Source organism: [Clostridium] citroniae WAL-17108 (assembly GCF_000233455.1).
Classification (GTDB): Bacteria; Bacillota; Clostridia; order Lachnospirales; family Lachnospiraceae; genus Enterocloster; species Enterocloster citroniae.
Genome location: NZ_JH376425.1, coordinates 196,772 through 222,342, shown reverse-complemented (window position 1 = coordinate 222,342; position 25,571 = coordinate 196,772). Strand labels below are relative to the sequence as shown.

21 protein-coding genes and 1 pseudogene are annotated in these 25,571 nt (G+C 49.3%); all 22 read right to left on the bottom strand.

What is annotated here, in order from left to right; translation table 11 throughout:
- Positions 1 to 156: 156 nt before the first annotated feature.
- A pseudogene (garR, locus tag HMPREF9469_RS19875) lies at positions 157 to 1,056 on the bottom strand (2-hydroxy-3-oxopropionate reductase); the annotation flags it as partial.
- 49 nt (positions 1,057 to 1,105) lie between these two features.
- Complete coding sequence (locus HMPREF9469_RS19870; RefSeq protein WP_007865813.1) at positions 1,106 to 2,035, bottom strand: transketolase family protein; 930 nt, start codon at positions 2,033 to 2,035, stop codon at positions 1,106 to 1,108.
- A gap of 2 nt (positions 2,036 to 2,037) precedes the next feature.
- Positions 2,038 to 2,898 carry a transketolase gene (locus HMPREF9469_RS19865; RefSeq protein WP_207740165.1) on the bottom strand — a complete coding sequence of 287 codons (861 nt, stop codon included), beginning with the start codon at positions 2,896 to 2,898 and terminating at the stop codon, positions 2,038 to 2,040.
- A gap of 53 nt (positions 2,899 to 2,951) precedes the next feature.
- Complete coding sequence (locus HMPREF9469_RS19860; protein ID WP_007865811.1) at positions 2,952 to 3,980, bottom strand: zinc-dependent alcohol dehydrogenase; 1,029 nt, start codon at positions 3,978 to 3,980, stop codon at positions 2,952 to 2,954.
- A complete protein-coding gene (locus tag HMPREF9469_RS19855) occupies positions 3,961 to 6,081 on the bottom strand; it encodes a glycoside hydrolase family 127 protein (protein ID WP_007865809.1) in 2,121 nt (706 codons plus the stop codon). Before HMPREF9469_RS19855 ends, HMPREF9469_RS19860 begins: the two co-directional genes overlap by 20 nt.
- A 35-nt stretch (positions 6,082 to 6,116) precedes the next feature.
- Positions 6,117 to 6,959: a carbohydrate ABC transporter permease gene (locus HMPREF9469_RS19850; protein ID WP_007865806.1), complete on the bottom strand. Its 843-nt coding sequence runs from the start codon at positions 6,957 to 6,959 to the stop codon at positions 6,117 to 6,119.
- 1 nt (position 6,960) lies between these two features.
- Positions 6,961 to 7,881: a carbohydrate ABC transporter permease gene (locus HMPREF9469_RS19845; protein WP_007865803.1), complete on the bottom strand. Its 921-nt coding sequence runs from the start codon at positions 7,879 to 7,881 to the stop codon at positions 6,961 to 6,963.
- Positions 7,882 to 7,987: 106 nt separating this feature from the next.
- Entirely contained in the window at positions 7,988 to 9,112 is a 1,125-nt protein-coding gene (locus tag HMPREF9469_RS19840; protein WP_082197778.1) for a sugar ABC transporter substrate-binding protein, read from the bottom strand.
- Positions 9,024 to 9,275 (bottom strand): hypothetical protein, encoded by a 252-nt coding sequence (locus tag HMPREF9469_RS32100; protein ID WP_007865800.1) that lies wholly within the window; start codon positions 9,273 to 9,275, stop codon positions 9,024 to 9,026. Before HMPREF9469_RS32100 ends, HMPREF9469_RS19840 begins: the two co-directional genes overlap by 89 nt.
- 95 nt (positions 9,276 to 9,370) lie before the next feature.
- Positions 9,371 to 10,876 carry a response regulator transcription factor gene (locus HMPREF9469_RS19830; protein WP_007865799.1) on the bottom strand — a complete coding sequence of 502 codons (1,506 nt, stop codon included), beginning with the start codon at positions 10,874 to 10,876 and terminating at the stop codon, positions 9,371 to 9,373.
- Between the two features lie 19 nt (positions 10,877 to 10,895).
- Positions 10,896 to 12,683, bottom strand: a complete 1,788-nt coding sequence (locus tag HMPREF9469_RS19825) for a cache domain-containing sensor histidine kinase (RefSeq protein ID WP_007865797.1) — start codon at positions 12,681 to 12,683, stop codon at positions 10,896 to 10,898.
- Between the two features lie 253 nt (positions 12,684 to 12,936).
- Complete coding sequence (locus HMPREF9469_RS19820; RefSeq protein ID WP_007865790.1) at positions 12,937 to 13,881, bottom strand: ROK family glucokinase; 945 nt, start codon at positions 13,879 to 13,881, stop codon at positions 12,937 to 12,939.
- Positions 13,882 to 13,908: 27 nt separating this feature from the next.
- Positions 13,909 to 15,198, bottom strand: a complete 1,290-nt coding sequence (locus tag HMPREF9469_RS19815) for a DUF5711 family protein (RefSeq protein WP_007865789.1) — start codon at positions 15,196 to 15,198, stop codon at positions 13,909 to 13,911.
- Positions 15,199 to 15,315: 117 nt separating this feature from the next.
- Positions 15,316 to 16,779 (bottom strand): LysM peptidoglycan-binding domain-containing protein, encoded by a 1,464-nt coding sequence (locus tag HMPREF9469_RS19810; RefSeq protein WP_007865787.1) that lies wholly within the window; start codon positions 16,777 to 16,779, stop codon positions 15,316 to 15,318.
- A 59-nt stretch (positions 16,780 to 16,838) separates the two neighbouring features.
- Positions 16,839 to 17,438, bottom strand: a complete 600-nt coding sequence (gene yyaC / locus HMPREF9469_RS19805) for a spore protease YyaC (protein ID WP_040416894.1) — start codon at positions 17,436 to 17,438, stop codon at positions 16,839 to 16,841.
- 185 nt (positions 17,439 to 17,623) lie between these two features.
- Positions 17,624 to 18,547: a sugar phosphate nucleotidyltransferase gene (locus tag HMPREF9469_RS19800; protein WP_007865778.1), complete on the bottom strand. Its 924-nt coding sequence runs from the start codon at positions 18,545 to 18,547 to the stop codon at positions 17,624 to 17,626.
- Between the two features lie 129 nt (positions 18,548 to 18,676).
- Positions 18,677 to 20,206 (bottom strand): FAD-binding protein, encoded by a 1,530-nt coding sequence (locus HMPREF9469_RS19795; RefSeq protein WP_007865776.1) that lies wholly within the window; start codon positions 20,204 to 20,206, stop codon positions 18,677 to 18,679.
- 31 nt (positions 20,207 to 20,237) lie between these two features.
- Positions 20,238 to 20,690, bottom strand: a complete 453-nt coding sequence (locus HMPREF9469_RS19790; RefSeq protein WP_007865775.1) for a NanQ anomerase/TabA/YiaL family protein — start codon at positions 20,688 to 20,690, stop codon at positions 20,238 to 20,240.
- 11 nt (positions 20,691 to 20,701) lie between these two features.
- The gene (locus tag HMPREF9469_RS19785; RefSeq protein ID WP_007865772.1) at positions 20,702 to 21,445 is read right to left on the bottom strand and encodes an SDR family NAD(P)-dependent oxidoreductase; all 744 of its coding nucleotides are present in this window, start codon (positions 21,443 to 21,445) and stop codon (positions 20,702 to 20,704) included.
- Between the two features lie 14 nt (positions 21,446 to 21,459).
- Positions 21,460 to 23,373 carry a TRAP transporter permease gene (locus HMPREF9469_RS19780; RefSeq protein ID WP_007865771.1) on the bottom strand — a complete coding sequence of 638 codons (1,914 nt, stop codon included), beginning with the start codon at positions 23,371 to 23,373 and terminating at the stop codon, positions 21,460 to 21,462.
- Between the two features lie 31 nt (positions 23,374 to 23,404).
- Positions 23,405 to 24,526, bottom strand: coding sequence for a TAXI family TRAP transporter solute-binding subunit (locus tag HMPREF9469_RS19775; RefSeq protein WP_007865769.1), 1,122 nt, complete (start codon positions 24,524 to 24,526; stop codon positions 23,405 to 23,407).
- A 16-nt stretch (positions 24,527 to 24,542) separates the two neighbouring features.
- Complete coding sequence (gene pdxA / locus HMPREF9469_RS19770; protein ID WP_195415987.1) at positions 24,543 to 25,568, bottom strand: 4-hydroxythreonine-4-phosphate dehydrogenase PdxA; 1,026 nt, start codon at positions 25,566 to 25,568, stop codon at positions 24,543 to 24,545.
- Positions 25,569 to 25,571 lie beyond the last annotated feature (3 nt).

Sequence of the window (25,571 nt, the reverse complement as noted above, 5' to 3'; positions counted from 1 at the left end):
TGATATCCGGAGCTATTTCAGTGTGCAGACAAAGCAGTGCCGGGTTAAAGCCCGGCACTGTTTTTCATTTCCATACAAAATTTTGAGTCCTCTCCAGTTTCATCCGCACCGCCAGCGGACACTTCTTCACACACTGCCCCACCACTGAAGGCACTCCTATTTCCGTATTTCTGTCCCCGTCAATTTTTCATAATACCTTGCTATGGCACTGTGGTCATTTTCCCCCAGTCCGTCCGCGTGCAGGTTCTGCATTATCTCCATCACCTGAGCGGTGAGGGGGAGCGGGGCGCCGACTCCGTGGCCAGTCTCCAACGCATTCCCCAAATCCTTGATGTGAAGGTCGATCTTAAACCCGGGAGTAAAATTTCCCCCTGTGATCATAGGAACCTTGGCATTCATAACCGTGGAACCGGCCAGACCGCCTTTGATGGCATCAAAAACTTTAAGGGGATCCACACCAGCTCTGGTGCTTAGCATGAAGGCTTCCGATACCGCTGCAATATTAAGGGCTACAATTACCTGGTTTGCCAGCTTAGCGGTATTTCCGGCGCCGATATCCCCGCAGTGGACCGCGCTTGCCCCCATGGTCATGAGCACATCATAGACCTGTTCAAATACCTCCTTTTCACCGCCTGCCATAATGGAAAGGGTGCCGTCTATAGCTTTAGGCTCACCTCCCGACACGGGCGCATCTATCATTTTTACACCCTTTTTTTCGCATTCCCGGCATATCTCCTGAGATGCCAGGGGCGCGATGGAACTCATATCAACCAGAATAGTACCCGGGGCAGCCCCTTCCAAAACTCCGTCCGTTCCCAGGACCACACTCTTAACATGGGGGGAGTTGGGCAGCATTGTGATAATAAGGCTGCACTGAGCAGCTGCATCCTTGGAGGAGGAAGCCGCCTTTGCACCACCTTTTACCACTTCATCCACATTGGATCTAACCACATCATATACGATCAATTCATGTCCTGCCTTCAGCAGATTCCTAACCATGGGTTTTCCCATGATCCCCAAGCCGATAAATCCTATTTTCATCACTTTTTGCTCCTTTTTATATCTGTGTACTCTCGGGGATTCCGAGAGTACACATCTTTTCCTGTCACAACTCTGCCATCTCCATGACCGCCTCCATAATGGCTGCCTTTGTCAGGCCGTGGAACTCCAATACCTCCTGATAATTGTGTCCGCTGCATCCGAAGGTATCCTTGATCCCTACCATCTTCATGGGTTTGGGGTTACCGCAGAGTACCTCGGCCAGGGCGCTTCCCAATCCGCCTGTAACATTGTGTTCCTCCGCTGTTACCACAGCCCGGCAGCCTTCTGCCATTTTTCTCACAGCTTCTGCATCCATGGGTTTGATGGTGGAAACATTGATGACCTTTACGGATACGCTTCCCTCCAGCTCTGCGGCCGCTTCCAGGGCGAGTCCTGTCATATATCCGGTGGCAAACAGGGCAATATCCGTTCCTTCCTTCAGAACACCGGGCACGCCCAAGGTGAATTTCTCTCCCTCTTTTGTCACATTGGGATAATCATTCCTGTTCAAGCGCAGATAACAGGGACCGTCCATGGCTGCTATGGCCTTTACCGCCTCCACAGTCTCATTGGCGTCCGCCGGGCAGACGACTGTCATGTTTGGCACTGCACGGAAAATAGCCAGGTCCTCCACGCACTGATGGGTGGCGCCGTCTCCAAAATCGGATAATCCCGAAGATGATCCGCAGATCTTTACATTCAGTTTTCCTATGGCAATGGTCTGGCGTATCTGATCATAGGCCCGCCCGCCTGCAAACACTGCAAAAGAGTTGGTGAACGGGATCTTTCCTGTCTGGGCCAGACCTGCCGCCACGCTGGTCATATTGGCCTCCGCGATCCCCATTTCAAAATGCCTCCCGGGAAATTCCGTCTCGAACAGCTTCCCCATGGTGGATGCTCCCAGATCCGCATCCAGCACCACGATCCGCTCATCCTGTCTTCCCAGTTCCACTAATGTATTGCCATATGCAACTCTCTGATTTGTATACCCCATTTCTATGCCTCCTGTTCCTGTTCGGTTAATTCCTGAAGCGCCTGTCTGTAGGTCTCCTCTGTCAGCATCCCGTTGTGGTAACCCACCACGTTCTCCGCAAAGCTGACGCCCTTTCCCTTGACCGTGTTGGCTATGATGGCCGTGGGCACTCCCTTTACCGTCTCCGCCTCGTCCAATGCCCCTAAGATCTCTCTCATGTCATGTCCATTGATCTCGATCACATGCCAGCCAAAGCTCAGGAATTTTGCCATGATATCCCCTGTGTCAAACCTCTCCTTGGTCTTACCGTTGGCCTGCAGCCGGTTCCTGTCCACAATGGCTGTCAGGTTGTCGGCCTTAAAGGCGCTGGCCGCCATGGCTGCCTCCCAGATCTGGCCCTCGGCGATCTCGCCATCCCCTACCAGCACGTAAGTCCTGCTGTCCAGATGATCCAGCCTCTGTCCCAGGGCCATGCCCAGGCCAATGGAGAGCCCTTGTCCCAGGGAACCTGTGCCGGCCTCGATACCGGGGGTCTTCTGCACATCCGGATGCCCCTGCAGGTAGGAGCCGATCTCCTTGGTATGCTTTAGATCCTCCACAGGGAAATACCCGCTCTCCGCCAGTGCCGCATACTGAAGGATCCCAACATGTCCCTTGCTTAACAGGAACCTGTCCCTCTCCTTCCATTTGGGATTTTTCGGATCATGCTTCATCTTATAAAAATAGAGTGCTGCCACTATATCCGCTGAAGAGTTAGACCCTCCGATGTGGCCGGCCACTCCCACGCCCATGCTGATGATCACATCCCGCCTCAGCTTTTGGGCCTTTTTCTTTAATCCTTCTATCAGTTTTTCATTTTCTATCAGTTTTTCATCGTATCCCATCACGGATCCCATCCTTTCCCAGAGCGTGTTCATGATTTATTTCCAAACAGTCCTCACTCCTGATCCACCATCACTACCTTGATCAGGTTACCCGGATCCTTTGCCAGCTTTTTAAAATAGGCAGGTGTTTCCTCCATACTTACCTCTTTGCTTATGAGCGGGGCCACATGAATCCTGCCCTGGTTCACAAGATCGACCACGGTCCTAAACTCCTCATAACCGTACAAGAACGACCCCTGGACGGACAGTTCCCTTGTAACGATCTCCTGCATGTTGACCGCAACCATGGGTTTGTTATTGCCTATCCAAATGGCTTTGCCTGCAAACCTCAGAGCAGACATGGCCTGCTGTACCGTAGGTTCTGCGCCTACTGCTTCGATGGCCACATCCACACCCTTGCCACCTGTCTGTGCAAGAATTTCCGCCTTCCATCCGCTGCTTCCCGGGTTGACGGTCACATCCGCCCCCATCTCCCTGGCAACCTTTAGACGGTGATCGCTTAGATCAGACTGGATGATCCTGGCGGCCCCCTTCATTTTTACACATGCCAATGCCAGCAGTCCAATGGTTCCTGCACCAACGATCAACACGGTTTTTCCTTCCAGTTCCCCTGCATGCTCCACGCTCCTGTACGCAACCGCCAGGGGCTCAAACAGGGAACCCACTGAATAGGAAACCTTATCTGATAAGGAAAAACAGCATTTTGCGGGCACGCAGATATATTCCGCAAACGCCCCGTCCACATCCAGAACACCAAAGGCCCGTTTATTCAGGCACAAGTGAACCATACCCTTTTTGCACATTTCACAATTTCCGCAAAAGTCTACCGGATAGACAGAAACCCTGTCTCCAGGCCTTAATCCGTCTACATCCGCTCCCAGCGCTTCTATTTCCCCGGCGAATTCATGCCCCATTATCATTGGCGCTGTCCTCCTGCCTGTGATGCCCAGATAACCGTGCACATCACTTCCGCAGATACCGCATGCCTTTACCCTGATCTTTACTTCTCCCCGCCGGGGCGCTACATCCGGTACGTCCCTGCAAGTGAGGGTATTGGGTCCCTCATAAACAATTCCTTTCATCCTGATTCCTCCTGTCTTCCTTATCCTTACCGATTCGACCCATTCCCATATGGCCTATATCAGGAATGTGATTCATCCACACAGTCATCTGACCATCCCCCCGGTTGGCCCAGGCATAATATGGAACAGCCCTCAGTTTTACCGGTTCAAAATAGCACCCGGATACAGGCCGATACAGTCTGCCCTTCCACTGTTCCCGGTCCCGCCTGATGCCCTGTATCTGGACGGTACAGATTCCTCCCAAAAGCCCTTCTTCAAAGTTCACCTCAAACCGGCTGTCACTGGTCAGGGTACAGTCAAACAGATCCGCACCATTATCCGCTTCCTCCACGCAGTAAACCAACGGGCCATATTGAATAGCGGTTTTACCGCAATCCATCCTGACCCCCGGGTGTGCCTCCACTAATACCGGCTGCATTGGCAGGCTTAAATTCAGTTGTCCATTCCTGTTCCATTTTTTTCTTACATAAAGATACCCTCTGTCTTCCCAGATATCCGCATCCTCTGTCTCCAGTGCGGGCTGCCCGGCCCATTCCGGTATCCGGAAAGCCAGGGCCCATGCCTCGTCCAGGTCTGTCTCTACCGTCACAGAGATATCTCCCTTCCATGGATAGGCTGTCTCCTGCCGGATGACAACCCTTTTATCCTTAACTTCAATATCAGCCCTGCCTTCCTGGTAGAGGTGCACGTATACCGTCTGTCCCCCGTCAGCCAGTTCCCCCTGGGTATACTGGTAACCGCTGAGGGATTCCAGCAGTCTGGCCAGGTTCATGGGGCAGCAGGATACGGCAAACCAGCGCTGACGCTTAGGAAGCATACGCGGGTTCTTAATGATCCTGTCCCGGAACATTTCCGGATGGGCAGCCAGATGATTCGCATAGAAAAAGCGGTCACCGCTAAGTGAAACCCCGCTGAGCACCCCATTGTACAATGCCCGTTCCATCACATCCCCATATCTGCGGTCCGGTACCACCTGAAGCATCCTGAATCCCCACATTACCATGGCAACAGATGCACATGTCTCATGATATGATTCTTCATTGGGGAGCTGGTAATCAAAGTTGAACCTCTCGCACCCATCCTGTGAACCTATGCCTCCGGTAATATACATTCTCTTTAATGTAACATTATCCCATAGACGGACGCATGCCTGCCATAGGCTCTTATCTCCGGTCTCTGCCGCCACATCCGCCATACTTCCTCCCATATAAGCCAGCCGGACTGCATGACCTTCCGCCGTCATCTGTTCCCTGACAGGCAGATGAGCCTGAAACAGTGCATATGGGCCCTGTGCCAGAAAACTCTTCCCTAATATCCCCTTTGGTCCGCCGTCCTCCGGGTCCCTTCCCTGCTGTCTTGCCTCCTCCTCAAAAAAGTACGGCTGCTTTCCTCTCTCATTCAGGAAATACGCTGCCAGTTCCAGATAGGTCTGATTTTTAGTCAACCGATACAGCTTTACAAGGGCCAGTTCTATCTCCTGATGGCCTGGATATCCATGGATCTGACCGTCTGCCGGACCGAATACACGGTTAATATGATGGGCATACCGCTCTACGATATCCAACAGTTTTGTTTTTCCCGTGGCCTCATAATATGCAACAGCTGCCTCGATCAGATGCCCGGCACAATAAAGTTCATGCATGCGGTGGACATTGGTCCAGCGTTTTCCGGGTTCAACTACCGTATAATAGGTATTCACATATCCATCGGGCATCTGCAGCCTTTCAAAGTCATCAACGATTTCATCAATGACTGCTTCTGTCTCCGGATCTCTCTGATACCAGAGGGCATAGGATGCTCCCTCAATCCATTTTGCCAGATCAGAATCCCAGTAGTGATGCGGCCTGGGGACTTTTTCCCCATCTGTCAGATTCTCCTCCAGGACACCATCTATGGTAAACACGCCCTTTGCCGGGCCACTGTTTTCCACGGGATCATAAATACATTTTATTGAATCCACCCTGCCTGAACTCCTGCATTGCTCATATTCAGCAGGAAGTGTTACCTGTTCGTTGATCTCCTGTCTCTTCTTCCAGAACCCTCCTGTAAATCTTACCTTTTTCCAGCTTACAGGGAGGGATCTCTGCCATCTCTCATTCATATATTCATCCTTTCATATTCCTTGTCTGGGCGCACTCATCCTTTTACCGCACCAGCCGTAATACCGGTGATAAGATACTTTTGAAGACATATAAATATCAAAAGCACAGGTATGGTCAAAATAACCGCAAATGCCATCAGGCTGTTCCACTCGATCCCATATTCCCCTATTGCCTTATACATATTAACAGTCAGAGGATATAGGCGGTCTGTCTTAATAAAGGTGAGGGCTCCCATCAGGTCCCCCCATCCCCAGAGAAAGGTAAATGCAGCCGAGACTACAATGCCGGGATACGTAATGGGTACCATGACTCTCCAGAACACCTGGAACCGGCCGCACCCGTCAATAATAGCGGCGTCCTCCAGCTCTTTTGGAATATCCAGAAAATATGGCCGGAGTGTAATGATACAGAAAGGAATACTGTGCAGGCAGGTAAAAATAACAGGCGCTGCCAGGGTGTCTAATATTGCTATCTTTTTAAATGTCATAAAAAGAGGGGAGAGGAACAGCACGGTGGGCAGCATCTGTGTAATAAGGATCGCCAGCAGTACCGCCCGGTTGATACTCAGTTTAAAGCGGGCCAGACCATACGCGGACAGGGTGGCCAGCAGTGTAGATATGACAGTTGTGGCTGCTGCTATAACAAAACTGTTCCTAAAGCTGATCCAGATAGGTACGCTTCCTCTGACAAACAACTGGGAAATATATCCCTCAAGTTCAATCTTCTTAGGAAAAAAGGTTGGAACCTCAGCAAAAATTTCTCTGGAAGATTTGAGGGAGGTGATCACCATCCAATAGATGGGAAACAAAAATAAGATCAGAACAGCAAGTGCGATCAGATTAAACAGTACCTGTTCCCGTTTTTTCCGTTTATCCATGTTACATCACCTCATCTTTCTCCATTAATTTCAAATTAAATATGGCAACTACCAGTAAGAGGATCAGCATAATATTGGCCACTGCTGCCCCCTGTCCAAATTCAAAATTGGAGAATGTCAGTTTATAAGAGGCTGTTGCCAGTATCTGTGTGGAATCTAAGGGACCTCCGTTTGTCATAATGTAGATCAGGTCAAATGCCTTAAATGTATAGATAAACCCAAGTGTCACCACACTGAGGATGGTGGGCTTAAGCAGTGGAAGTGTAATATGGCGGAATCTCTGGATGCGGTTTGCCCCGTCAATGGCAGCTGCCTCAAACAGCTCTTCCGGCAATGTAGTCAGCCCTGTGGCAAGCAAAAGCATGTTAAAGGGCACGCCTCTCCAGATATTGGTAATGATCAGGGCTGTCATGGCTCCCCTTTCCGTGGTCAGCCAGGAAACCGGCGCCTTAACAATATGCAGCTGTGTCAGGAAATAATTCAAAATGCCGGAACCGTCCCCTGCAAATATCCATTTCCATACAGAGGCAAATACAATAACAGGAACCAGCCAGCACACCATCAGGAGGCCCCTGGATATCTTGCTGAGCCTGAATGCCTTGGAAAACAGAAGGGCCAGGGCAAACCCTATTACAAACTGAAATATAATGGACATTACCGTAAAATAGATCGTGTTCCATATGGCCTTTCTCACCATTGGCATGGCCAGGACTTCCTTGTAATTCTCAAGGCCGATAAAGGGCTGTCCTCCCCGGAAGGTTTCCAGCGTTACTTCATGAAAGCTCATACTCAAGTTGTATATTAACGGATATATTACGATCAGTGCCAGAAACACTGCTGCTGGAAGAATAAAACAGTATCCGGCCATAATCTCCCGCTTTGTATATCTGTTATAAATGGGAACTTTTTTCTTTCTTATCATCAATGATCACCGCTTTCCAACTCATTTAACGTGATTTTTGGCATAAAAAGTGCTGCAAAGCACAATTGCCATGTGTTTGCAGCGCTTTGTTATATATCTTGTTTTATTATAATCCTGCTATGGATGCACCTGCATCTTTGGCTGCCTGTTCCGGATCCTTGGCTCCAAGCACAACCGACTGCCACATCTCGATCAGAATATCGCTGATCTTATTATAATTTTCCACCGGCATTGCCACTGCATAATCCTGCATTTCCACAAATGTCCGTATAGGTTCTTTAGCAAAATACTCAGATTCTGCAGCTACATCTTTTCTGGACGGAATATAATTCTCGGCCTCACTGTACTTTACCATGACCTCCGGCCTGTTCATATATTTGACAAATTCCCAGCTTAGATCCACATTTCCCGTATTGGAAATTGCAAAATTATGGCCTCCCAGAACGGTCTTAAATCCGGCGTTTCCCTCAGGGATCTTGGCCACGCCAAATTCAAAACCGGCATCAGCCTGAATCGAACTGAGACGCCATGGACCGTCAACGATCATTGCGGTTTTGCCTGCAATAAACTGGTTTGCATTATCACCGGAATTATAGTTCACCACTTCCGTACTCATGTACTGGTTTTCCACCATTGTCTCATAGAATTTCAGCGTTTCTACTGTCTCGGGAGAATCAATATGGTCTACATCAGAGCCGGATCCCCATATAAAGGGCCACATCTGGAACGTGGTATCTGTTGTCTGGCTTCCCGCCACACCAAATCCATTGACCCCAATTTCCTTTAGTTTCCCACATGCCTCAAGAACCTCATCCCAGCTTGCCGGGACCTCTGTCACACCTGCTTTATCAAGTAATTCCTGATTATAATAAAGACACAGATTATTGGATGTAAATGGAAGGCCATAATACCTTCCTTCATACTGGTTCTGTCCCAGGATGCTGCTATAATACTGGTCCAGCTCCAGTTCTGAATTAACATGGTCCGTGATATCTGCCAGGATTCCCATTTTTGCATAAGTAGCGGTATCTGTGTTGTCCACATCCATTACATCCGGAAGACTGTCGCTGGCCACCATGATATTGATCTGCTTCCTGGAATCCGCCAGAGGCATATACTGAATCTCCACCTGTATCCCGGTTTCAGCTGTAAAATCCTCGATGCATTGATAAAGAACCGCCTTTTCTTTGGGATATGTTAAAAGTAATGTGATCTTTTGATCCCCCCCCATTCTGTGATGCAGCTGCCTGCTCTGTGCTTTCCTCCCGGCCTTTTTCCTCCTGCACAGCGGCCTGGTCTTTTCCCCCGTCAGACTTTGCGCCACACCCCATACAGATTCCTGCCGCCATTGCGACCGCTGCCGCCGCCCATAACCATTTGTGTTCTTTTCTCATTGAAATCCCTCCCTGTTTATTTTCTGATTAAAGAATACCATCTCCTTATCTTTTTTCCCATTCTACATTTCTAAGAAAGGTGTCCAAAACAAACGTTACATCTGGATATATTCCTTGGGGCTTTTTCCCGTATACTTTTTAAACACCTTACAAAAATATTTTACATCCAGGTATCCGCTCTGTTCAGCTACTTCGTAAATCTTCATATTGTTGTTTCTTAAAAGCTTTTTTGCATGCTCGATCTTAACCTGGGTGCAGTATGCCGTGTACTTGATTCCCAGTTCCCGTACAAACAGAGTGCTCAGATACTCAGGAGTAAGGTTAAAACGGCGCGCCATTTCCTCCACAAGAATATTTTCTTTGTATTCCTTTTCAATAATATTTAATATTTCATTAATCACCGCATTATCACAGTGATGTACATTATCTTTATAACGTTTAAATTCGCTCAGAATATTCAACATCATGGTTGCATAGGTGTCCGTGGATATTCTGGTTTTTACCCACTCCAGTACATTCAGATGACTGATCTCCTCATATATTCCATAGCTTGTTTTTCGGATTTCATACAAAATAGCAACTGTCATACACAGCATTGCCTCACGTATATCAGCATAATGGTAAACCTGTTTTTTCAGATACTCCTCAAATTCCCGCAGATCCTCCCGGACTGCTTCCATGTCCAGGTCCGCAATATGACAGATCATATTCCGTTCAATCTCCATTGGATAAATAAACTTACTGCAGGCCACTGTCTTAAGGTTTTCCTCATTTACAATATCCATCTGTATAACGGACAGTCCCCAGTTACTGTTATCCTCCATCACTTTAAGCGCTCTGTAAAATTCACTTAACCTCCCAAGTGGGTATGATACCGCTACAACGGGCTTGTGGAACAGGCTTTTCCCGCGCTTCAGCGCTTCCCGTATCCGCGTTTCAGGGCATGAAAACCCTTGTGGCTCAATTGCATAAAACAGTTTATGCCTATCTCCGGAAAAAGAATGGAATACCAAGTCTGCCAGGTAATACTTCATGATTTCCTTCCACTTTTTTTCTTCTGATACGGTAAAACCAGTATCCCCTTTCAGCATCAGCAGATATACGCCTCTGCCCGCCATCCTGGTTTCCAGCTCCCTCCGGTAACTCTCGGCTGCATCTTCAGGAACTGAATATAACCGCTCCCATAATTCCTGCTCAGAAAAGGTGGACGGCCGTATCTGATGCTTTTCTTCCCTGATCTTTTGTTCCACCCGTTCCAGCACTTCCCTCAATGTTTTTTTAGTTACGGGTTTTAAGAGATAGTCCACACTCCCAAGCTGAATTGCTTTCTGGGCAAATTTAAAATCAGCAAACCCGCTTAAAACAATAAATTTACACTCATTGCCTTGATTCCTCACCGCCTCCATCATTTCCAATCCATCCATCTGCTCCATCATGACATCCGTGATGACCACATCCGGCTGTTCCCTGGCGATCAGCCGTGTCCCATCTTCTCCATTCCCGGCTGTCCCCACGATATTCCATCTTTCTTCCAGCTGGCTGATCAGGGCTGTAAGTCCCATTAATGACTTTCTTTCATCCTCCACAATTATGATCTTCATCTCATCATCCTCTTTTGCATCACATTTTTGGTATGGTAATTTTAATGGAAGTCCCCCTGTTTACCTCTGAGTGTACTTCCAGCCTGTAGTTATCCCCATAATAAAGCTTCAGCCTGGCCAATACATTTGATACGCCAATAGACGGAGTACCTCCATCATTCCCAAAAACTTCCCCTAATTTATCCGGCGACATTCCCCGTCCATTGTCCATAATGGAAAAACAGATCTCGGTTTCATTTATATGATAAATCTTTATGCGCAGGAGTCCTCCATGGCGTATGTTTGCGTATCCATGGATTATCGCATTTTCAATAAAAGGCTGGAATATCATCTTATGGATATGACAATCCAGGATTCCTTCCTCACACTCAATCGCATATTCAAAATTATCCATGAATCGGATTTTTTGAAGAAAGAGGTACTTTTTCAGGTACTCCATCTCATCCTTTATTTTAACCACAGCATTGCTTCCACTGATCTGGTACCTGAGGATCTGGGCAAACTCACTGAGCATTTCACTGATCTCATCCTCCCCGTTTTCTATGGCAAGCCAATGGATGGAATCCAGGGTATTATAGATGAAATGAGGATTGATCTGGGCTTCGAGGGCCCTGATCTCCGCGTCTTTTTTCATTTCACTTACCTGCTTGATCTCGTCCATCTGATTATTGATCTGTTTCATCATCTTATTAAACTGATTGGCTATGATGGATATTTCATTTTTGCCTTCCATCTCCATATGGGCGGACATTTCCCCGGCCCTTACCTCCTTCATGGTGTTTACAACCTGCTTAACAGAAGCCGACAACCTTCGGGACAGGATCCATATGAAGAATCCACCCAGTACCATCAGACAAATGGTTATCATCCATATGATCTTTTGGAAATTTCTGATTTCCTTCAGTATGTAGTCATTATCCAGAACACCGGCCAGGCGCCAGGATGTCTTTGGAATATCCACCAGCACCACTGTTTTTTCCTCATGGTTATCTTTTACCAGATGCACATTCCGGCCGTCTCCCAAAACCAGCTGTTCCCATCCGTCCATATCAGTAATATCCGTGCCTATCCTGGACTTGTCATAATGAGAAACGATCCGGTTGTTCCGGTCCACGATAAAATTATAATTCGTATCCCTGTCCGGTGTGATCTGAGCCTCCTGGCATATATCTGAAAGTACCAGCTCATTAACGCCCATGAGAAAGGTTCCCACATACTTGGTCGTGTAGAAATCCATCAGCCGCTTCCGGTATGTGAAAAGATAATAATCCGAGGTTCCCTGTCTGTCATAATACTCTGTAGGAATCCACTCCCCCTTAAGGATCTCCTGTTTTGCCACCTGTGAAAAATACCGGACATACAGTTCCGGACTTTTTTGGTATAAAGAATCGATCTGAAGCCTGTCCGAACTGAATATTTTTCCATTCTCAGTCTCAACGGCCATGCACCATACCTGAGGCCGGTAGGACATATAGGTCCGCATCTGCTTTCTCAGTTCCTGCTTTACACTCAGCTCCATCTGCCCCTGGGCTTCTTCAAACCGCTCCATCTGATCCAGAAATTTTTCATCTATAATCATCTGATTCACTGCTTCCTCATATCCGTTCAGGGTTGCCGCTATATTGGATGCTGCCTGTCCCACTGCTATACTAAAAAAACCAATGATCTTTTTCTCAATAATATCCGTCAGATACGTATTGCTTATACCGGCCAGAAATACGATCTGCGCTGTAAATAACAAGATAAATACAACGGATATCTGTTTTGTAAATGACTGTTTACTCCAGTATTTTCGTATCCCCTTCATATGTCCCCTGCCTTTTCCCTATTGTGTGTAACATGTAATTTCCGAAGTGGTTTATGTCCGGATATATTCTCAGAATAACATTTAAATGCACAAGATGAAAGAGGGCGGGGATGATTTATTCATGACATTTTACTTAATCATAAAAAGAGGCAGCCCCCCGGTTTCAATCACAACCGGCGGTCTGCCTCTTTTATGTTATTCTATATTATTGTCCCATACATTACCCTGTCCCGTACCGCTCCACACATCCCACTTACAGGATCAGCCTTGCGGCTCCATAGATTCCCGCATCATTGCCCAGTGTAGCCAGGCCCAGCTTTCCCTTATGTTTGGAAATGGGCGTAAAGTGGTCATAATGCTTCTGCACAACATCGATCAGGAACTGTCCCGCTTTGGAGACACCGCCTCCAATAACAAAGATCTCCGGATCCACTGTCATGACTGCCATGGACAGCGCCAGGCCCAGATAACGGCCTACCACCTCCATCACCTCCATGGCCAGTTCATCGCCCTCCTTGGCGGCATCCAGCACATTCTTGGCTGTCACGGAGTCGCCAAACCCGCGCAGCTGGGAGGGCTTTTCGCTGGCAGCCATCTTGCGCCTTGCCTCCCTGGCGATTCCCGTGGCGGAGCAGATCTGCTCCACACATCCCACGCCGCCGCAGTTACAGTGTTCCCACTCCTCATCCCGGACATGGATATGTCCGATCTCGCCGCCCAGGCCGTGCTTGCCTGCGATGATCTTCTGGTCAATGATAACAGCTCCGCCCACGCCTGTCCCCAGTGTCAGCATAACAAGGTCGCTGTAGCCCTTACCGCCTCCCTGCCACATCTCGCCCAGGGCGGCCACATTTGCATCATTGCCGCTCTTTACCGGAATCCCATCCAGAAGTCTGCTCAGTTCCTCCTGAGGGTTCAGATCATGCCATCCCAGGTTCACACAGACTTCCACATATCCATCGGGAAGCACAGGGCCTGGGACTCCCATTCCCACGCCTGCCAGGTCTGCCTTAAGGTCCAGCCCGTGTTCCTTCATCTTTTCCCGGATGGAGGCAGCCACGTCCGGAAGGATCTGGGATCCCCCGTCTTCCTTGCGGGTCTTTACCTCCCACTTGTCAAGCAGTTCACCGGTCACCTCAAACAGACCGATCTTTACAGATGTGCCTCCAATGTCAACTCCGATACACTTCATCCCCATGGTACATACATCCTTTCCGTTTATTAATTATTGCAGTTTTATTTCCATCATCATCTGCGGTCCCATGACCAGAAGGGTTCCCGGAAACCTGCCGGCCGATACCTTGGACACCGTAAACTCAAAGGTCCCGTTATATTTTTCCGTTCCTGTCATATTAAACACCTTGCAGGAACTGTCATTATACAACAGTACAAGCCCTCCGTCTATGTCAAATCCAGTGTATTGGTAATTAAAGGTACGGTCAAATACAGGATTTCCCTCCTTGTCAAAAATCTTCAGGGAATAGGGATCTCCGCCCTCCACATTATCTGTCACAAGTCCCACATATTCCTCCGTATAGGCAATGCTATGGATATTCTCCTCTATGGGAATCTGCTTCACGGATTCCGGCGATGTCTCCACACGGGTGGAGAAAAGCTGCATGCCCTTGTCCGTGAATATCACGGCATGGCTCTCGTCCAGGAATCTGACCCTTCCTGCCATTGCATCGCCAAGATCCTGGGGAAAGAAGATCCCCACCACTCGTCTGGGATCATTCTTACCCAGTCCAAAGTTATAAAACACAATCTTACACTTAATGATCCCCTGGTCCAGATACATGTAAGAGGTGATCAGCTGAGTTCCGTTGGGTGACAGGCTCATATCCACAGGATAGCCGTCACCGGACAACAGAGACTTGATACTGAGGTCAAGGGTACTTCCATCTTTTTTATAAAGATAAATGTAGCTGGCCTTGGAATCCTCCTGCAGGGCTGCCACCACACCCTTTGCCGACACAGTCACCCGGAGGATGGGGAGCAGGGTGGTGGCCTGTCCCACCTTGCCGCTCTTATTGCATATGTAGATACTATTGCCCTGCTGGTCGCCAATGGCAACATACTCTCCATTGATGGAAACCACCGGTGACTTCATCTCATAGCTCTGGATCCAGACCACCTTGCCCTGGGCATCAATATAGGATGCTCCATCCTTGGTGTATTTTAACACACCGTCTCCATAGTCCCTGTACGCGCAAAAGCTGCCCTCTCCCTGCACGGCGGCTTCCTGGGCCTCGCTGGTAAGATTCTTTTCCCATATGACCTGGTAATCCGTAAACTGGTGATACCTGTCATATCTGAACAGCACTAAGGCTACAATTGCCGCAAGAATAACCAGCACCAAAAATATGGCCAGCCGCTTCCGTACCACACGCTTATGGGCCTTATGGACGATCTCTCGGCTGTCTTCCTCTTCCTGGTGCCGGCTGTTTGGAGGAACAATCTGTCGCTTTAACTGCTTTTTTTTATTTTCTCGGCTCATTGAACTGGTACTGCCCATCTTACGTTCTCCCAACAATCCACTATCGCATATATGCAATAGTATACAACAATTTTTGGCAAAACGCATTATCTTTTTCCGGATGACGGACTTTCCCCTTTGTGAAATGGATTAAGTTTAAGGGACAAGCAGCTTCTGGCCTGCATAGATGCTGTTTTCATCCGTCAGGGCATTTACCCGGCAGATCTCGTCAATATGTTTCAGGTTATGATACAGCTTAAAACAAATGCCGTACAATGTCTCTCCGTCCGCCACTGTGTACACACTGTAGTTGACAGCGGACACGGTTTCGGCGGATCCGTCTCTGCCTCCGGTGGGAGGAAGGGTTGTTTCCTCTGTGGGGGATGTGTCACCGGACGGTTTTGCAGGATCGGCCTGGCCGGAGGAAGCCTGACCGCTTCCATCTCCTGCGGCTGCCGTTGTCCCCTCTGCCTTTGTTCCGTCTGTCCCTGTCCCGGAGTTCTCTGTTCCGGCCGCTTTTGTTTCGGTCGTTCCTGACCCGGCTGACGTCCCTCCGGCGTCTTCTGTTTTAGCCGCTCCTGCCGCCTCTCCTTCAGCTTCTCCTCCGGCCGTGCCGTCAAGGGCGCTAGTCTCTGCCGCGGGCATGGTTTCCGGTTTCACTTCAGAGGACTGTTCTTTTCCACTTTCCGCCGCAGGAGCGGTGGTTGGATAGACCTTGCCGGCTGCTTCCTCGATCACATAGTCCGGCTCGTCCACCGCGGACCATCCTTTGCCTGAAGAATTTTCCGCAATTCCCGGCCGTTTTCCGGAGGATGCCAAAAGCCCGTCCTTAACACTTCCATCGGGCATCACAGAGGCGATCACACTCTCCATCTGGTGCATTTTCTGATAATTATTAAACATGGCAACACCGCCTGCCAAAACAGTGACCGCAAGGGCGCTGCAAAGGCCGGATAATACGCCCACGGTGCTTCTGTGACGTCCCACCTCATGCTTGCGCTCGTCCATGCGCTGCTTAAAATCACGGATCACCTTGTCGTTTACCTCTGTTTCCGCCCTGGGCGCATCCTTGCGCTGTATCATATAATCCTGCATCATCTGGTTGCGTTCATAATATACACTGTATCCACGAAGCTTGTAAAAGCCATCGGATGATGTTATGTAAACTGATTCTTCTCCTTCCAGGCCGCAGTTGAGGTACATCAGCTGGTTCTTGCCTGTGAAGTACTGGCTGTGCTGGCGCCAGTAATTAAGGGGACTTAAGGTACAGCCCGGACCTCCGCACAGGAACCATCCCTGTACAGTCCTCTTCGGGAACATCTGCTCCACATCCTGGTATGCCTTTTTCCAGGCATCCTCGGTAAATACAACCTTTTCGCCTTCCTCGGTGACGGAATCCATTTCCAGGGCGCCGTCCACAAATACATAGGGCGTGTCCTCATGGGTTTCCCTGCTTCCAAGGAGCAGACCCACACGCAGATCAGCCCCCTTGGCCGGCTGGAGGCGTTTTAAATAAGTATTCACATAGTCTTCCAAATATAACTTTAAAACCTGGTCCCGTTCCCCTATCTGCCGAATATTTTTCGGCAGCTTGGGAAAGGGTTCATATAATTCTCCCATAGAATCACCCCGCTGTCTTTAATCTGTACAAGCATAGCAGATTCCATGTGCAGTTTCTGTCATATTATGGCGGCATTTTCCCATAATCGTTCGACAAGGCAGATTCCTTCGCAAATGCAGTCCGCCATCTTCATCACAATGGACAGGCGCACGCTCTGCAGCATCACGGGATCCCGGCTTCCGGCTCCTCCCACGATCCCAGTAATGGCAATATCCCCCACTGCCTCCAGTTCCTTGGATACGCCCAGACCGGGCTGCAGCGCTCCCCGTCCCAGGGTGGCGTAACCCACATGGTCCGGGCTGCCCACGGAAGCATCAATGGCCACGATCACGTAATCCGGATAGTGAAGCCTTATATATCTTGCGTACAGGTCCAGATTCATTGCATGGACCGGTTTATCCAGTGTACCGATGACTGCAGCCCCTTTCAGGCGTCTCCCCCTCAGTTTATGGCCGACCAGCGGTCCCAGGCTGTCGCCTGTCGACCGGTCTGTACCGATACACAGAAACATAACTCTGTCTTTCCCCTTTGCCTCCATCTCCTGACAGATGAGGCAGTTGAGATGCCTTGCAAACTGCTCTGTCTCAAACTCTGACTGGGTATTGTAATAGGCAATATCTTCCCGTTTTTGTATGCTGAATGTCTTCCATAATTTCATATCCAAGTTGTCCACCCAAAACTCATTATAATGTCGTGCCCTGGAACGTATTTGAAAATGTTCCGGTTGATACGGGCTGTTTTTATAGTATAGGCTTGGGGTTTTGAAATTATGCATAAAAAAAGAGCACATGGATTGACATCATCCGCGTGCTCTTAATAATAGAAATCTTCTGAACTGTTACCTTAATCATATAAATTTTCTTTATATACTCCCGCATCGATCAGTTTCCTGACAGCGTCCACAACCGCCTGCTTATCCTCCTTGTAGGTCACTCCGAACCACTTGTCGGGGGTGTCGAGAACCGTCACCCTGGCACGCCCGGACTGTACCAGGTCATCAATAATTCTTGGAAGCAAGTACTCCGACTTTACATCGCCTTCCTTTAAGCTGTCCAGAAACCGTGGAAAGCCTTTTTCCAGCTCGTCCAAAAAGCTTGCCGGAATACCCCACATGTTCATGGAAACCGGCTGGTCCGGACTGATCCGGACAGGGTTCCCCTGTTCATCCGTTGCCTGAAGTCCGTCTTCCGTCATTCTGATATTATAGGTTTCATTCACCGTCTTAAGGATATGGCTGTCATCCACCTGGCATACCCCTCTGGTCACGGTGCCATTGTCGCTAAGGGTATTGGAAAGGACAAAGCCGCCCATGCACAGATCATAGACACCGGCTTTTGTGTCCATATCATTTACCATATAATCATGGATCTTCTTAAAGCCTTCCCTGCCATAATAATCATCCGCATTGATCACAAGGAACGGACCGTCCACCAGTCCCTTTGCCACCAGCACAGCCTGTCCGGTTCCCCATGGCTTGGTGCGTCCCGGTGTCACCTCATAGCCGTCCGGAAGGGCATCCAACTCCTGATATGCATATTCCACCGGCACCACCTTCTCGATCCGGTTTCCGATCACTTCCTTAAAATCCTTTTCCAGGTCTTTCCTGATAATGAATATGACCTTATTAAACCCGGCTTCCATTGCATCATGGATGGAATAATCCATGATGATCTCTCCTCCCGGTCCAACGGGCTCCAGCTGCTTGATTCCTCCCCCGAACCGGCTTCCAATGCCGGCAGCCATAATGACCAGCGCAGTCTCTTTCATTCTTTTTTTCTCCTTTGATATAAACTGGTTACATAATAGCACAATTGTCGGAAAAAATCAAAACATACATGCCCGGTCATACCAAATATATATGACCGGACAATCGGTCCGGCCATACCATCTAAGCATCTATATGGAAAACTCCTTTTCAAACTCTTCATCCGATTCAGGGTAATCCAGTCTCATGTGGGTTCCGCGGCTCTCCTTCCTGTTCCACGCGGCCTCCACCATAAGACGGATGGACTGCACCACCTGCCATGCCTGTGTATCTTTCTTTATCTCTTCATCGGCCAGCATCTCATCCAGACGTATCCGGGCCTGCTCCAGTGTCTCCCCCCTGCGGTAGATCCCCAGGGCTTTCACAGCGATTTCCTTAGCTTCCGGGACAAATCTGCCATATACATCTGTATCCCTGGCATATTCTGCCGGAAGTTCATGGACAGCTACCTCCCGGGCCGGGAAATCACCTGATTCTGCAATGGCCTGTGCACACAAAAGGCCGGATAAGGTTGCCTGGCTGGCTGCATTGCCCGCGCACCGGCAGGCTCCGTGAACGCCGCCGCAGGCTTCTCCCACCGCGTAGAACCCGGGCACCGTGGATTCATAATGTTCATCCACCATAATACCCCCGGAAAAACTATGGGCCATGGGTCCCACCTCAACCAGCTCCTCATTGGGGTCCACTCCGTTATCCATCAGACGGTTAAAGAACCAGGGATATGCTTTCAGCACTTCCCTGTCAATATGGCGCAGGTCCGCCCACGCTCCGCCGTGAGGTGTGCCTCTGCCCGCATCCACTTCCTTCCAGATCTGTTTGTTGATCAGGGTCTTTGGTGAACCGCCTTCTCCCTGAGGCCTCACCTTTAACATGAAGCGCTCTCCTTCTGAATTGAGAAGATGCGCGCCTTCGCCCAGCATGGCGGTGGGACATGGTTCTCCCACTGCTCCCGGCGGGCTCATTACCACCATGGGCTCATATTCCAGGAATTCAATATCCACCAGCTTGGCTCCGGCCTCTTTTGCAATGGCAAGGGTATTCCCCTTAATGTCACCCGGATAGGTGGAAACACCAAACAGGTTCCCAACGCCTCCCCAGCCTGCCACCACAATGGGAGCATACACATTTTCAATATCTCCATCCGGATTTTTCACGGTAATGCCGCACACATGACCGTCCTCAGTCAGAACATGAAGGCATTCATGATCCATATGTACAGGGATTCCTTTTTCCTCCAGTCCGTCCACCAGCTTCTTAACCATCTCCACACCGATCAGCTGGGTTGTGCAGCACAGGGATCTGGGATAAGTATGCCCTGACAGATGTCTCAGCTTTATAGTGCCGTCCGCATTACTGGCAAATTCCACTCCCCATCTGCGCAGAAGGTTATATCCCTCCATGGTACTGTCGGTCATCTCTTTTACAAGCCTGCGGTTGTTGATCCCATAGCCCGCATGGATCATATCATCGTTGTATTGTTCCGTGGTATCATTATACGGGTTATCCGGCAGGACAAAATTGATTGCCGCAATAAAAGGGGTTCCGCCATAGGCAGTGGTATAGATTCCAATATCCTTTACCCCCAGCTCCCAGAGCCTGGCCGCTGTTGCCAGGGATGCAAGCCCCATGCCCACAATGATAACGTCATGCTTTTTTGCCATAACTACCTCCATTTTATCCGCCAAAATGTGCCTAAACACGCTCTGGTACGGGTATCTTCATAATGATCTTGGTAAAAGAATAAGGCTCATCTGTGTGGGATACCGGTTTGTGCCCGTCATGGGGAAATGCAATATAAAACATCCCCTGGTCCACACGTATATGGTTCTTCGTATCCCCGGACAAACGTTCCGCATCCTTTTCCCTGTCGTATGGGATCACGGTCTTAAGATCCCCCACATCGGCCCAAGCCACTTCCTCGCATCCTTTTGCAAGGATCTGCACATCGATATATCTGCGGTGTGCCTCAAAGGTGCCCTCATTCATGGGCTTTGTTTCACCCTTCTGTATATTAAAATATCCCCCGTCAAATTTGTATTTTCCGGGCTCCAGCTTTTCAATTGCCTTAACTGCCGCGATTCCTGCTTCAAGAGCAGGAATCATGGGCTTATAAAATAATATGTTTTCTATTTTGTCAATTACCATATGATCGTCCTTTAATTCATGTAGCTTCCGCCGTTTACGTTGATCGTCTCCCCATTAATGAATCCGGCCATATCGGAGGCCAGGAAAACCGCCACATCCGCTACATTTTTAGTTGTTCCCAACAGACCCAGCGGGATTTTCTTTACAACATTTTTCCTGTACTCCTCCGTCCACTGCAGCGACATATCCGTCTCAATGGGTCCCGGACATATGCCGTTTACCCGGATATGGTGGGGTCCCATTTCATATGCAAGCTTTTGTGTCATGGAGTTGACCGCTGCCTTGGATGCCCCGTAACATATGGACGCATTGGCATGAGCCGTTTTGCTGGCCGTGGATGATATATTAATGATGGTTCCCGACTGCTGATGCACCATGTGGGGGAGTACGGCCTTACAGCAGTAAAACACACCATCCAGATTAATCCCCATCATCCTGCGCCATTCTTCTTCCGTCAATTCAAGAAAGGGGATCCTGCTGTTTACGCCTGCATTGTTTACCAGTATGTCGATTTTCCCAAATGCTTCCATACAGGCAGCCGCAAGCCTGGCAGCCGTGTTGCTGTCAGAGATATCCCCTCTCACAACACGGCATCTTGAACCCAGGGCCTCTATCTGTGCCTTTACATGTTCCAGCTGCTCCTGGTTATTGCCGTTGATCACCAGATCAGCACCATTTTCAGCCAGGGCAAGGGCTATTTCCCGGCCGATCCCTTTGCTGGAGCCAGTAACTATGGCTGTTTTTCCTTTTAGCATGTCCATCTTCTCCATCACGCCACGACTTTATTTTCTTCTCGTTTGTTGCTGTAGAATTTCCGTTTTTTTGCCGAACAGATCACAAAAAATGCCACTGCCACTACAATACCTATGATATCCGTTATTGTCTCCGGAAGGATGATGAGGATTGCAGATACAAGCAGGATGGTCCTCTCTATCCGGTTCAGCGGTACCAGGAAGAATCCGGCCATTCCCGAGGCCAGCAGGTAGGTTCCCAGGAACAGGATCAGGGTTCCCTTAACGATCTCAAGGGGTGTGCCAATTAGCAATATGGACGGATCGTAAATGAAAATAAATGGTACAAGGAATGCCACAAGGGCATATGCGAACCCCGTGAGGCCCGTCTTCATGGAATCCGCCCCCGCTATACCGGCCGCTGTAAACGAAGCCACACAAACCGGCGGTGTGATCTGGGCCATAATGCCAAAGTAGAATACAAACATGTTAGCCTGTAATGGCTGGATATCCAATCCGATCAGGGTTGGCACAAAGAGAACATTTGCCACCAGATAGGCAGCCACTGTGGGGAGGGCCATACCCAAAAGCATACACCCCAGCATTGTGATCAAAAGCGCTACGATCAGATAGGTGGAACCCACATTGGCGATAAGTTTGGAAACCTTGGTAGCCAGACCTGACTGGATCACAACACCGATAATAATTCCGCATGCTGCCGTGGGGACTGCGATCTCAGAGGCCTGTTTTACGCCCTGAAGCGCAGTTTCACCCAGTTTTTTAAGGCTGACGCAATACCTGCCGTCTAAAACGAATTTGCTTGCAACATTTATGATCAGGCAGGTAAAAATGCCCATCATTCCGCTTCTCATCAGGGATGCGCCCGAAACCATAAAATACACCAGCACAATGGCGGGAATCAGCTGATACAGCCTGGGAAGGATCTTCTCTGTCTGGATCGCCTCCGCCTTCTGCGCCCCGTCAACCATGCTCTTTTTATCCGCCATGAATGTGACCAGAAGGAACACCGACATAAAATAGGCGATGGCTGGAATCAATGCGGCAAATGCAATGGTCTTATACGGAACGCCCAGCATTTCCGCCATGATGAAAGCGCCCACACCCATGATGGGAGGCATGATCTGCCCTCCGGTGGATGCAACCGCCTCAATGGCGCCGGCCTGATGCGGCTCATAGCCGATCTTCTTCATCATGGGAATTGTCATGACACCGGTGGTTGCCACATTGGCAACCGCACTTCCGGAAATCATCCCCATCAGTCCGGAGGAGATAACAGCAGCCTTTGCAGGACCTCCCGTGCCGTTCTTTGAAACCTTCATACCCATATCTATGAGGAGCTGTCCGCCTCCGCACTCGGAGAAGAATACTCCAAAAAGCATAAAGTAGAATAAGCTGCTGGCCGAAGTGTACAATGGCGTGTCGTAAATACCGCTGGAACCCATGGTCATCAACTCCGTAAACTGCTGCATGTTGGTTCCCTTAAACCGGAAGATGGATGGAAAATATTTTCCAAACCAGAAATAAACAATGAAAAACAGGATAAACCCAAACAAAATGGTTCCCAGTGTTCTTCTGACCGCTTCCAAAAGTATGATAATACACACTACCATGGCAATCTTGTCAATCATGGTAACAGGTGATACATACTGCACGCGGGATGTCAGGCGTGCAGTATTGGCGATCACATAATACAGGATAAAAACAATACCTGCATAGATCGGGATATCAAAAACCTTCATCCAAGGTTTTTTGGACTTTTTGTCGGCCGGATTATTGAGAAACACAATAAACAGCGCAAACATCAGGTGGACCGGGCTTTGCAGCATGGGATGAAGCGGTGACACCAGTGCCAGATACAGCTGAAACAGGATCCAGGCCGTACCGATCGCAATATAGGCCATTTTCTTAGGCGGTACTTTTACTTTTTCCATAATTTGCCCCTTTCTGTCAGACAAATTTCATCTATTTCATGTATCCCATTTCTCTGTAATATGCTTCAGCGCCTGGATGGATCGGAGCTCCCAGCTTGATCGGCTCCCAGGCTGTCTCTGGGTCAAATGCCTCCAGGGCAGCGCTTGCGTTAACCAGCGTCTGTGTGTTCTCACACAGGGCTTTTGTCATGGTGTAGACAATGGCGTCATCCAGATCAGCAGACACAAGTATGACCTGGGGTGAACCGACTGTTTTGATTTCCGTTTCCTGCCCCGACCATGTTCCGGCCGGAATCACGGTATAATCAAACCCCTCTTTGGTCAGCTTCTCCAGAGTATCGTCACTTAACTGCGGGAAATACATCTTCGCCGTCATACAAAGTTCGGATGTGGCGGACTGTCCCGGAGCAATGTGGTCAATTGTCATATCTGCCTTTCCATCCTTTAACAGGCTGACGATTGCATCGGAACCGGTCTGTGTAACGCTTCCGCCCCATGACTCAATATCCTCATAGCTTACGCCAAGTACTTCAAACACTTTATTGCAGGCCAGCTCTCCGAATGCTCCGGAGGATTTAACTGCAATGCGGACCGGATACTTCTGGGCAACCAGTTCTTCAACCGTGGTAATACCGGTCTTGTCAACAAATGACTGGGTAAAGATCACATTGAGGATGGCCTTATCCAGACCGCCTGCCAGCCCCCTGACGCTCTCTGTGGGAGGATTTCCGAGAATGCCTGTCTCAGCCGCCCACTTTGCGGGAGCACCATTGCTGATGGTCACATTACACTGTTTATTCTCAAGAATGACCGGAGATCCCACACCGCCCGGAGATGTGGTGGTCACATCTATGACGGAACTGCTTGGAAATGCATCTGAAAAAAGATTGGCCATGGTGGACGCATATACATATGCGGTTGTTCCTACATCCTGGGTCGCAAATGTGATCTCAACCGGATCTGTAACCGTGTAAGCGCCGCCCGCCTGGCTTTCACCTCCGCCAGCCTGTGCCTCCGTCTTTGCCTCCGCCTGTGTTTCCGCCTTGGAATCCGCCGCAGTTGTTGTCTCTGCGGAACCGGAACAGCCTGCCAGCCCCGCTGCCATAACAGCAGCCATACTCAATGCCAATAATTTCTTCACTGTTTTTTTCATGTACTTATCCCTCCGTTTATTGTTTTTTGACAGTTTTTTCCCTGTTGCTTTTTGAAAGACGGATGCCATAGTCAATGGCATTCATCAGACTCAACTCATTTGCCACACCCTGGCCAGCCTGGTCAAAGGCGGTTCCGTGATCCACACTGGCTCTCACAATGGGAAGTCCCAGCGTGATATTGACGCCTGCAACAGCATCCCATTTCTGCTGCTCCTGATTATATACAAATCCTACCACCTTGAGGGGGATATGCCCCTGGTCGTGGTACATGGCCACCACCATATCATACCAGCCTCCTCTGGCTTTTGAAAAAACCGTGTCCGGCGGAACCGGCCCCTCTGCGAAAATCCCCTCCCCATTGGCTGCCTCAATTGCGGGGATGATCTCTTCTATCTCTTCCCTGCCAAAAAGGCCATTCTCACCGCTGTGGGGATTGAGCCCCGCGACACCGATCTTAGGCTGTTGGATGCCCAGATTCCTGCATGCCTGATATGCAATACGGATCACTTCCAGCACCCGGTCCTTCTTTACCCGTTCGCATGCCTCCCGCAAAGACACATGGGTGGAAACGTGCACCACCCTCATATTCTCGTGGGCAAGCATCATGGTGTATTTCTTTGTTCCCGTCATATCGGCGTACACTTCCGTATGCCCCGAATAATGATGACCGGCCAGGTTAATAGCCTCCTTGCTGAACGCATTGGTGACAGTACCGTCAACCTCGCCTGCCAGAGCCATCTGGATCACCTTTTCCACATAGCGGAATGCAGCCTCCCCTGCCATGGCGGAAACCTTTCCCCGTTCCAGCTGGTCCATATCTACCAGGCCCATATCATATACATCTATGGTACCCGGTTCAAACAGCGCTTCATCCACCGAGTGTACAGGGTGGATCTTAATTCCGTCTTTTCCCACAATACGGACCGCTGCCTCCATTACATTGGCATCCCCAATGACCAGAGGACGGCACTTGTGGTATATCTCCTCTAAAGACAGGGCTTTTACCGTTATTTCCGGCCCTATGCTGGCCGGATCGCCCATGGT